This is a genomic window from Paracoccus sp. JM45 (assembly GCF_003590715.1).
Taxonomy (GTDB): Bacteria; Pseudomonadota; Alphaproteobacteria; order Rhodobacterales; family Rhodobacteraceae; genus Paracoccus.
In genome coordinates this window covers 1-10,398 of record NZ_QQVY01000035.1, presented here as the reverse complement: position 1 = coordinate 10,398, position 10,398 = coordinate 1, and the positions used below count along the sequence as shown (strand labels likewise).

General features: G+C 50.7%; 7 protein-coding genes and 1 pseudogene. 2 read left to right on the top strand and 6 right to left on the bottom strand.

Annotated features, from left to right (window positions below):
- Nucleotides 1-390 precede the first annotated feature (390 nt).
- The 5 genes from DWB67_RS17070 to DWB67_RS17055 all read right to left on the bottom strand — a co-directional run bounded on the left by DWB67_RS17070 (nucleotide 391) and on the right by DWB67_RS17055 (nucleotide 5,210).
- Nucleotides 391-1,437: a hypothetical protein gene (locus DWB67_RS17070; protein WP_119808759.1), complete on the bottom strand. Its 1,047-nt coding sequence runs from the start codon at nucleotides 1,435-1,437 to the stop codon at nucleotides 391-393.
- A gap of 15 nt (nucleotides 1,438-1,452) precedes the next feature.
- The gene (locus tag DWB67_RS17065; RefSeq protein ID WP_119808758.1) at nucleotides 1,453-1,686 is read right to left on the bottom strand and encodes an acyl carrier protein; all 234 of its coding nucleotides are present in this window, start codon (nucleotides 1,684-1,686) and stop codon (nucleotides 1,453-1,455) included.
- Nucleotides 1,687-1,696: 10 nt separating this feature from the next.
- The gene (locus DWB67_RS17060; RefSeq protein ID WP_119808757.1) at nucleotides 1,697-2,659 is read right to left on the bottom strand and encodes a ketoacyl-ACP synthase III; all 963 of its coding nucleotides are present in this window, start codon (nucleotides 2,657-2,659) and stop codon (nucleotides 1,697-1,699) included.
- The gene (locus DWB67_RS17930; protein WP_147385970.1) at nucleotides 2,610-3,203 is read right to left on the bottom strand and encodes a hypothetical protein; all 594 of its coding nucleotides are present in this window, start codon (nucleotides 3,201-3,203) and stop codon (nucleotides 2,610-2,612) included. The genes DWB67_RS17060 and DWB67_RS17930 overlap by 50 nt, the downstream gene beginning before the upstream one ends.
- An 81-nt stretch (nucleotides 3,204-3,284) precedes the next feature.
- Entirely contained in the window at nucleotides 3,285-5,210 is a 1,926-nt protein-coding gene (locus tag DWB67_RS17055) for a glycosyltransferase family 2 protein (protein ID WP_182911652.1), read from the bottom strand.
- Between the two features lie 231 nt (nucleotides 5,211-5,441).
- Between DWB67_RS17055 and DWB67_RS17050 the strand changes: the two genes are divergently transcribed.
- Nucleotides 5,442-6,199, top strand: a protein-coding gene (locus DWB67_RS17050) for an IS5 family transposase (protein ID WP_119808755.1) whose coding sequence is annotated in 2 segments (ribosomal slippage) — nucleotides 5,442-5,778 and nucleotides 5,778-6,199 — 759 coding nt in all. Because the reading frame shifts where the segments join, the coding sequence is not laid out codon by codon here.
- Nucleotides 6,200-6,431: 232 nt separating this feature from the next.
- Here the strand turns inward: DWB67_RS17050 and DWB67_RS17045 are convergent.
- Complete coding sequence (locus tag DWB67_RS17045; protein ID WP_119808754.1) at nucleotides 6,432-9,287, bottom strand: calcium-binding protein; 2,856 nt, start codon at nucleotides 9,285-9,287, stop codon at nucleotides 6,432-6,434.
- Nucleotides 9,288-9,716: 429 nt separating this feature from the next.
- On the opposite strand from DWB67_RS17045, the pseudogene DWB67_RS17040 reads away from it, so the two are divergent.
- A pseudogene (locus DWB67_RS17040) lies at nucleotides 9,717-10,398 on the top strand (IS110 family transposase); the annotation flags it as partial.

Below are 10,398 nucleotides of genomic sequence, written 5' to 3'. Positions count from 1 at the left end.
GCGCGAGATGAAAGCTCCGCGCGTCGGGCGATTGCTCAACCTGCGCCAATCGGCGTAAACAACCCTTGGACTCCGGTCGCGGCTGGATGAAAGACCCGTGGCAGGTCACCCCGGCGCATCTCCGCAAAATGGGCGCACGAACTTTCAGTGATCTGTTCAAAGCCCTCGGCGACATCTGCAACATGTTCTCGCCCCAAGAGTGCTGGAACTACTTCCACGCGGCAGCGTATGTATCAGGTTAAGGCCGAAACGCTCCAAACAGCGACCCGCGCTTTTCATCCGTCCCGCGCATCTTCACCCCCGATATTGTCATGTGGCGAGTGAATCATGTTCACAACTTACTGTCGAAGCGGGACTATTTCAGCAGCCTGTTAAAAGCTGAAGCACCGCCTAAATCTGATTTAGTAATGCTTTGGATAAGCTACCATCGGACAGGGCGTAGAATATAATTGTGTGCATACCTGTTTTCTCGTATACATGCGGATGGATTTTGGGACCTGCACCTGAAAGATAATTTAGCTGTAGCATATCAAAGGCATTCTGGCCTCCCACGAAGTAGTCTACGCGGGATACACTTGAAGACTTAATATGGTCTACGATATCAACGGCTTTATAATGGCCTGCTTGAATATCGGCATCAATCTGAGCATAGATTTGCCTGTCGTCAACATCATTGCCAATAGTCAATGATGCAGGCCCCGCCAAAGACACCACACGATTTATTCCTAGGTGTGGTGCTATATTAAGACTGGCATACACACCGCCACTTGCCCCTAAAGCCACAATTTGGGTGCCTGAAAACTCTGCAAGGATAGCCCTTAACCCCGAAATCGTTGCGTCAAAATCGCCAAGTGATTTCACGCCTTTGAGGAATAGCCTTTTTTCAAAATCCTTTAGAATAATAAGATTAGCATTTAAATTTTGCGCAATAGACGCGTCAAAATCGCTCCAGCCTAGGCCACTACAGCGATGGCGAATACAGGAAAATGCAATAATTGTAATCCTAGCGCCCGGGCGACGACGAACAACAATATCATCTGTTTCTGGATCAATTAAGAAATCGTCGAAAAAATCAGATTCTATCTGTTTATATACGATGTTCGTCAGCCTGAATCCTTTATTATTAGGAAATTTTTCCAGCGCTGCTTTATTAAATAATCTCTTGAATGGCAGGCCGTGATCGATTTTTTCGATCTCCCGACCTTGAACTTGGGCCTCCTGCAGAGAGGTAAATGGGGCCTCCATGTTTCCACTAAGCTGAAAACCAAGACGCGCGTGATGTAATCGAAGAAGAAGGCGAATTTTTTCGGGTATTTTTATTTTTTCGCCGTAAAGTACGCGAAAAATATCGTCCTTTACAGCTCTGATTTGCCTCTCGTCCCCCGTGCCTGTTACGGCGCGGGCCCGTGGTAATAGATCTGATAGTAACGTGTCCAAGGGCCCGTCTTTCTTTTATTTCAATAAGTTAGATACGAATTTTGTCATTTTTGCGATCGTATCAAAATCATTTTCTTGGCCCTCAGGTAGCGTAATATCGAACTCTTCCTGTACTTCTAGCAAAACAGTTGCTGTATCTAATGAATCTAAACCAGCTTCTAACAAAATTGCGTCTGACGGTATCGCATTTCCATCGACTCCGCCTACGTTTTGCGTAATTAGCGTGCGAATTTTTTCTTCGATATTCATATTTGTACTCCTACATTAAGATTGTGGTTGCCCAGCTCAGTCCAACGCCAAAGCCCGAGACTAGAACAATAGGGTTTTGAGAACGGTCTATCTGAGCGAGTATGAGAGGTACAGAAGAGGAAATCGTGTTTCCGTAATCCATACAATCTAATTGTCGTATACTGGATATTCCTAACCGCTTTCGGATAGTATCAACTATGTACTTTGAGCCGGGATGTAATGCGAATACATCTACCTCATCAATCAATAAATTGTTTTTTTTTAAACAATTATCAACACTTATAGGCACGTTTTTAGCGCAAAAATTAAATACAGTCCGGCCATCCATCCTCAAGGTGCCGCGTTCATCTCGTTGTAACGCAGTGCTGGCGTGTGTGCCCATATCAAACGCGCCAATTGCCCAATCCGCATCTTCTTCGATCAAGGTGGCGGTTGCGGCATCCCCAAAGATCATAGAGGTGTTTTTATCGCCCTCATCCAAAGAGATAGAATAGGGGTCAGCAGTACAGACAACAGCCCTCTTTCCGCCTGTCGCCTGAAGGTATCCCTTCGCCACAGCAAGGGCTGCGACAAAGCCTGAACACCCAAGTGATACATCAAATGCAAAGCAACTATCCGGAAGCTGAAGTGCGCCGTGAAGATTGGCTGAACTATGAGGTAGGCCAAAGCCATCAGGATGCTGAGTGACCAAAATAATCACATCCAAAGTGCTAGGGTCTAGTACTCCGTCGAGTTTCGCCTCAAGGTTTACAAAGGCTTGTGCCGCCATCTGAGAGGAGGTCTCATTGGGTGCCCGGCGCGATGTGCTCAATATGCCGATTTTATCGCGCAACGATACTTCGTTGTAATCAAATCTCTTGATGCGGTCTAAGTTGTCTATGCGATCCGTCGGGATGTACGTTCCAATTTCTCGAATTCCAAATTTATCTTGCACCATAAAAGACGACTTCCCCGATTTTTTCACATGAATCATAAATTGAAGATTTGAAAATACGGATTCCTAAATGACTATCCATTTGTATGGAAAATGTATCAGGCCGCATCATAGTTTTTATGCATATTTTAGATGCAACAAGTTTCACGTTCGGATTGATTATTGTATTAATTAGCTTTTTATTTGCTGCGATGATCTTATCAAAAAAGCTTCCGGGGGCGTCAGTAGGTACTATTATGCGATCTTTTAGGACATTTGCGCGGCGTACAATCGCGTCTTCATCATAAGGTGTGCGCTGCGATATTAACACAGTTGGATCGTCACCAAAATCAATTTGACGTTGTGATCCATCAGATAAGGTTACAATGATGTTGCCCTTTATCGGAAATTCCAGCGCCCCTTTAGGAGCAAAGTGAACGCGACCATTCATCCATTGCTTCATCGTAACGGCAAATCCACAACTATCGGTAGAGGCCAAAATATTGTCCAATGCAGTACATATGCTCGCGCTATGAACATAGTCTCTTGATCCGCGCAGTGGAAAATCGTGAAACCATGTTTTTTTTATGGGGTTTTTCGTCATGTTTTCTAACAGTCTGCTTCCAAATACGGTCGCCAATATGGCGGCTGTGTTGATGATACGGAGGTTAGCAATGTCGCCTGATTATACTTCAAATCCCAAATTTGAGAGCTTGTTCATATGATCGGCCGCGCTCCGTAGGCGCGATATTTTTTCCTGTGTACGGACCTTAATTAGCGCGTCCGCACTGGCAACGGTGGGTATGTTAAGCAAGTGGTTCATGGTCCGCTGCACTGCATCTGCGTGCGCTTGGGCGCCAGTATCCTTGATGTCATTGCGATTGGATTCCAAAAAGTATTTGGGGTTATATTTACTATGGTTATCCAACACGTCGCCGCGCAATTGACGCATCAGATATTCCTCACCTGATTTGATCGCATAGTGATTAACTTGCGCAAAATCATAGCCAACCTCATCACTTTCGTATTTCCAACGCACTTCACGGCCATTCAAGATGGCGCCGTTTGGATTAATCCAACGCAAGCTTTTTTCTTTAGCTTTTAGATATTTTCTTAGCAGGTGGGGGCGATGTATCGCGAGTTTCATATCTGGCGAACGTTTAAACAATGTCTTGACGCCTGTTTTGCGAAAATCATCAGCAGCAGCCATTGTAAACCGCTCAATCACCAAGCTAGGGTCATATTTATCTAACCCATTGGCACCAAAAAATCGCCATGTGATAGGCATGGCGGTCGCGTCCTTAGATACAATCAAGTCAATGAGCTCATCAGCAATCGCGTTGGGCGTCTTGATGACCAAGAATTCGTCGATGTCCATCAACATCACCCAATCAGCGTTTTTATATAATGGATGGGCCATGATCCGGGCAATGCCGCGCTGTTGTGGCGATTTTCCAAGCCAAGGATCGTTGGCGAGATACGAAATTAGTCCCAGGTCATGCAGGGCCAAAAGCATCTCGTCGGTGCCGTCAGTGCAATCGTTGCTGAGCACAAGCAAATCCGTAAAGCCACGCGACAAATGATAAGCGACCCATTCAAGAACATAAGGTCCTTCGTCTTTCACCATGGTGGCGAGTAATAATTTACCGTGTCGTGATGTCGTCGCAGGAAGTGGGCGTCGCACCGTACGTGTGGCATGGTCTGGATAGAAATCGTCAGCGACAATCGACGCCAAGTTTTCGCGCTTATTATTGGTCTGGTTTGCTTCACTTTGGGTGCGTTTGTAAGCCGCGTAGTCGACGAGGGATTTGGAATTTAAATATCGCCCAAGCCAGCTATCCGGCTCTGGATAACCGCCTGGATTGTCAGCAGTGAATTTACGCAACCAGCGTGAATAAAGGTGTACGCAGTAGCTATCCGCCTCATTAATAACCGCTTTCGTGGCCTCGCAATCAACTGCGCGCACGAGCATTTTTCGATTCGGAAAAGCCACCGGAAAGAACGCACCTTGAGGTTGGGCATGTTCTATTTCACCTGTTTCATTGGCAAAATAAGTTAACAAATCAGGTCCCGTTGTGCCCCACGGCAGACTGCCTAAATGAAGTTTTTCACCCCTATCACGCCTGCGGGCCATATTTTTACGTTTATTGTCGCTATACCATGGCGGTATTGGAAAATCTGAAGTTAAAAAATCCACCATTTTCATCATTGTGGCGGACTTAGGTGGAAACCCCATAATCGCATTACCCAGCATTTCCTTGTCTGAGCGTTCGTGTCCAATAAACCAATTCAAATCTACAGGCATCGGCCGTAACGCAATAATATCGGTATCGGCCCAAATCCGACCTGTGTTGCGCACCATAATAGCCCGAAAAATATCAGCATGAATCGCCGGGCTCTGTGCTTTTTCATGGATGATGATCGTCTCGGTATTCCACACCTCGCGAGCGTCGCGCATCTGCGCCCCATTAGGCACATTAGCGATTGGCTCATAGCTATAGAGCGCATAATCATGACCCAAATCTACAAAGCTTTGGATTGAGGCGTATTCAATCCAAGACAGCGGACCACCAGTCCAGAATGATCCTATTTTTGCGAGCATTTGGGACATTTTTAAGCAATCTTTGTTATTTGAGGGCCGCCAATCGTGTGTCGGATCCAAGTGCCCAATAAGTATCATAAAAAATCTTAAACCGTTTGAAAGCATCCGCCTATGAGAAAACGAACGCAAGATGGTTGAAGCCGGTTAGACGTGTGCAAAATTGGCACATCTTGTTAGGCTCCAGACCCATTGATTTCAGCCTTTTGACGTGATTCAGGCTCCTGCAAGGAGACTTGATTGATGAGCAACCTGTTTTGGCTGACCGAAGTTCAGATGGCGCGCCTTCGCCCCTTTTTGCCCGAGAGCCATGGCCGCCCGCGTGATGATGACCTGCGTGTGCTGAGCGGCATTATCTTTATCAATCGCAATGGCTTGCGATGGTGCGATGCGCCAAGAGAATATGGACCGGCCAAGACACTTTACAATCGCTGGAAACGTTGGAGCGATAACGGGATCTTCGCCCGGATCATGGTCGGTTTGGCTGCCGAGGGCACGGATCCCAAGAAAATTATGATCGACGCAACCTATCTAACGGCGCATCGCACGTCGCGCAGCCTGCGCACGAAAAAGGGGGGCCTGCTCGCCAGATCGGCCGAACAAAGGGCGGCATAAACACAAAGCTGCACGCCGTCACCGATGCGAAAGGCAGACCCATCCGCTTCTTCATGTCGGCGGGACAAGTGAGCGACTATAAGGGAGCGGCGGCTATGTTGAGCAGCTTGCCAAAGGCTGACTGGTTATTGGCGGACCGGGGATATGACGCTGACTGGCTGCGAGAAGCGTTGCAAGACAAGGGGATAAAAGCGTGCATCCCCGGTCGGAATTCTTGCAAAAAGGCCGTGAAATACGACAAGCGTCGCTATAAAAAGCGCAATCGCATCGAGATCATGTTCGGCCGGCTGAAAGACTGGAGGCGGATTGCAACGCGTTACGACAGGTGTCCGGAGACATACCGTTTGGCAATCGCATTGGCCGCAACTGTCCTATTCTGGCTCTGATTAAGAACAAGTCCTGACGCTAGCAGCCCCTCTAGCTCGCCGTCAGAGCGGGGACACCCGACGGATACACATATGACACATTCAAACATATCATTCTGGCGGCGGCAAAAACTGCTAAAACCGTGACTACCCACACATGATGTAACCGTCAAAAGGCTGGTCACAATCGCTAACGCAATTATCAGAAAGCGGTACTCCTTGGCAGGTTCAAAGCTGCGAATAGGCAAGGTTTCTAAAGGATATCTACGAAGCTGTCCGAAAATGTTCCCTGGAAATTCGCGATCAGCACAGTATTGCCGTCTGTGAAGATGATCGAGGTTCCCGCATCTGTTAGCGTAGCTCGCTCCTGCAGAGCGGCTACGGACGGGGCCCCATCCAGTAATGCCGCGTCAAGGCGCAGGATGTCGCCTTGATTGACCGAGAAGTCGGTAATGCGAAGGCTACCATCCCCCAGGTCGAAGACAAAGGTATCGGCCCCTCCGCCTCCGGTGGCCACGTCTTGGCCGGGCCCCCCGTGGATCCAGTCGTTGCCCGCCTCTCCCAGCAGGGTGTCATTGCCGGACCCTCCATAGATCATGTCGGCCATGCCGCCACCGTTCAGAAGTTCGTCTCCGTTTTCGCCATACAGCGTGTCCAGACCGAATCCTCCGTGCAGATCGTCATTTCCAGTGCCGCCGTAAAGGAGATCATTCTGACCGCCGCCATCCAGCATGTCGTTCCCGCTACCGCCATCCAGCGTGTCGTTGGAATTCTCGCCGTAAAGATCGTCATCCTCGGTACCGCCGTAAAGGTCGTCTTGGCCAGCGCCGCCATACAGGGTGTCGTTCCACTTTTCGCCATAAAGGACATCGTTCGACGCATCCCCGTACAGCAGGTCATTGCGGTTGCCGCCATACAGCGTGTCGTTGCCATTACCGCCAAAAATCATGTCGTTGCCGCCCCCACCCAAGAGCAAGTCGCTGCTATCCCCGCCGTATAGCGTGTCACGGCCGCCATCGCCGGACAGGGTATCCGATCCAAGGCCACCACTGAGCACATCCTGGCCGTTACTGCCATGCACCGTGTCGTCACCACCACCACCCTCCAGTACATCGTTGTGCAGGCCTCCATGGATCGCGTCTCCACCTTCGCCACCATACAGCGTGTCGTTGCCGGTTCCGCCGTCAATATAGTCGGCCTCTCCGCCGCCATAGATCAGGTCTCTGTTCGCACCTCCGTATAGTTGGTCAGCGCCAACTGCACCTTCGGGGTCGCCATAGATGGTATCGTTGCCCGCGCCGCCGGCAAGGATATCGACCCCTGGGCGACCCTGCAGCAGCAAATGAAATGGCGCCGGTGCAGCTGGCTCAACATTACCCTGTGCGGGAAAAAGGGAGGCGATAACGTCCTCCAAGCGGTCTCCCATTCCGAGCATGATAATCTCGCCGCCCCCCGGCAAGGCGATGCGCAGATCCCTAGAGTCATCAAGATCCCAATCCAGCGACTGCGCTAGTCTGCGGACATCTTCGACTGTGAAGTCCGCCTCGTTGATAATCAACTGATCACCTTCGGTAGAGTCGTAATCAACGATGATTGTCTGGCCCCGCGGGTGGGCGACGAAAGTATCCCCGCCCGTACCACCATACATCTGACTTATCCCGGCGCCGCCGATGATCAGATCTTCGCCCCCTCCGCCGAACAGGTGATCATGTCCCGACAGGCCACCATCAATCGTGTCATTGTCGTCCTGACCGTACAGAAAATCGTCGAGGATATTGCCAGTCACCAGATCGTTGCTGGTCCCGCCATAGAGAAAATTGTTCGCGACAGCGCTGCCAGTCAGCGTGTCGTTGCCCCCATGGCCAAGGCCACTGCCTAAGAACTGCGCAATGTCCATCTCATTATAAGCCTGATAATCTGGGTCGGTGGTCTGATTGCGCATCCGCCCCCTGATCAGCTGGATCTCGACAACCTCGCCCCCCGCATGATCGGGATCTTCGCCCCCAAGCGTAAAGGCGTCCATTGCGGCGCCAAAGCTACCTTGCTGGACAAAGCTGAGCGTTCCGTCCGGATCCATCCGCGACAGAACCGACCCGCCGTACTGGCTGCCCGTGAACCAACTGATCCCGATGCCGCGATCTGCGAACCAGTCATAGACCTGCGTGAACCCCTGCACCTCTGGTCGGTCTGAAAACAGATTGTAGGCCTCGTTCCCTTGCGCATTCGTCTCCGACAAGATCAGTGAGTCGTCCACAATCGACGAATATATCTCATCCAGCACTGTGCGAATGGCATTAGGATCAGACATGCCCCCTGTGCCAAGCCAGCCAGGATAGAGATGAGCGGACCATACCAAGCTATCGCCTAACCCTTCGCGAATGTAATCTAGCGCACTTCCGCCGCCCATGCTGATGTCAGCCAATTGCTGGAACTGAGCCGAATAATTCCAGCCCCCGACCATGATCTTTGTGCCATCGGCGCGATCCTGAATCATTTGACCAAGCTGAACCATATGCGTGGCATACAGGGAGACGAAATCCTGCAATGCGGCCGGGCGGGATGTGCCATAGAACGTCGCCGTATTGTAGGCGGCAGGTTCGTTCACAACCTCATGGGCATAGACAGAGTCCTTGACGGACGGATGAGTATCCATCCAGTCAAGCAACATGGTCCATCCCTGCTCCATCCGGTCATAGACTTCAACGGACAGGCCGTCGCGCATCTGATCCAACGCGTTTGGGCCCGAAGCTGTCAGAGTCTGAGCTGCGCCCTCCATCTGGACCATGATAAAGGTGAAGCCTTCGTTAGCCGCAGCAACCAAAAAGCGTTCGAAATCCGGGTGAAGAGTACCGTCAGCATTGAAGCTGTTGAGGTTGAAAGGGATACGTAGCGTTGTCACGCCCGGAAGCGCATCGTGCAGACGCTCTGCATATAATTCAGGTTCGCCGAACATGCTAGTGGGCAACGTCTGAAAATCACTTTGCCACAGGTAATACTTGTCGTTTGCTGCAAGATTGGCGGCATAGGAACCGTTCGCTTTATCAATAGCGATCTGACCTGCCGCCTCGACCTGAAGGTTGACGATGTTCAGTTGGGCTGTGCTTACCATGCGCAGGTCTTTCGTGTGTTGTCAGAAAATCCAGAATAATTCGCGTAAGTTCGTTGCGGTCCACCAAATAGTTCTGAACTACACTGCTCGCCTCAGAATCGACTCTTACAAACGACCATACCACTTATAGTTGTTTTGATGTGAAGTTTTGCGCTAGGTGTCTGATCTTACGGTTTGATGGTGCGGTCCTTTCTCACGCTTCGAGGGAAGCATTATAGGGCGCTGATAATGTAACCGCCCCCCGACGGCATCTATGTGCCAATGTAGGTCTGCGAGGATCCACAAAAGAAGAGCGGTCATGTCGGAGATAAAATTATGAAGTTTTTAGTTTCATTAAGGCTTTGTTGATGGCGTGGATGCCCCTCCCGACGGCATCGTAATGTGCCATTGTGGTGAGTGTTAAAGCCACCACAAAAGGAATGAGCATCCATGTCCGAAGTTACTCTCATCGGTATTGACTTGGCAAAGCACGTTTTCCAGTTACGGCGCGCGCAGCGAAGGTTCTGTCGCGTTCCGCAAGAAGCTGTCGCGAGGGCAGTTGCTTTCGTTCGTGGCACAGCAGCCCAAATGTCTGATCGCCATGGAAGCGTGTGCGACGGCGCATGGCTGGGGTCGGGAGTTTGAGAAATTGGGGCACGATGTGCGCCTAATCCCGCCAGTCTATGTAAAGCCGTTCGTCAAACGCCAAAAGAACGATGTGGCCGATGCGGAGGCCATCGTTGAGGCTGCAATGCGTCCAACCATGCGCTATGTGGCAGTTAAGACGGAAGATCAGCAGGCCCGTTCCATGCTGTTTCGCACGCGGCAGATGTTCGTGGGCCAGCGCACCCAGATGATCAACGCCTTGCGCGGCCACCTTGCCGAACATGGACTGGTTGCCGCCCGGGGGCCTGCCCACCTCAAGACGCTCGCTCACGCAATCGCAGATGATGACACCCCTCTACTGACCGAAGTGCGGGAACTTGGTCGGATGTATCTGGAGCGGATCGAGGGGTTGAATGCGCGTGTTGCAGAGCTCGACACGAAGATGAGATGTGCCGCCCAAAAAGCGGATTCGGTCCGCCGCGCACAGACCATGCCGGGCGTGGGTCCTGTCACGGCTCTTGCGATC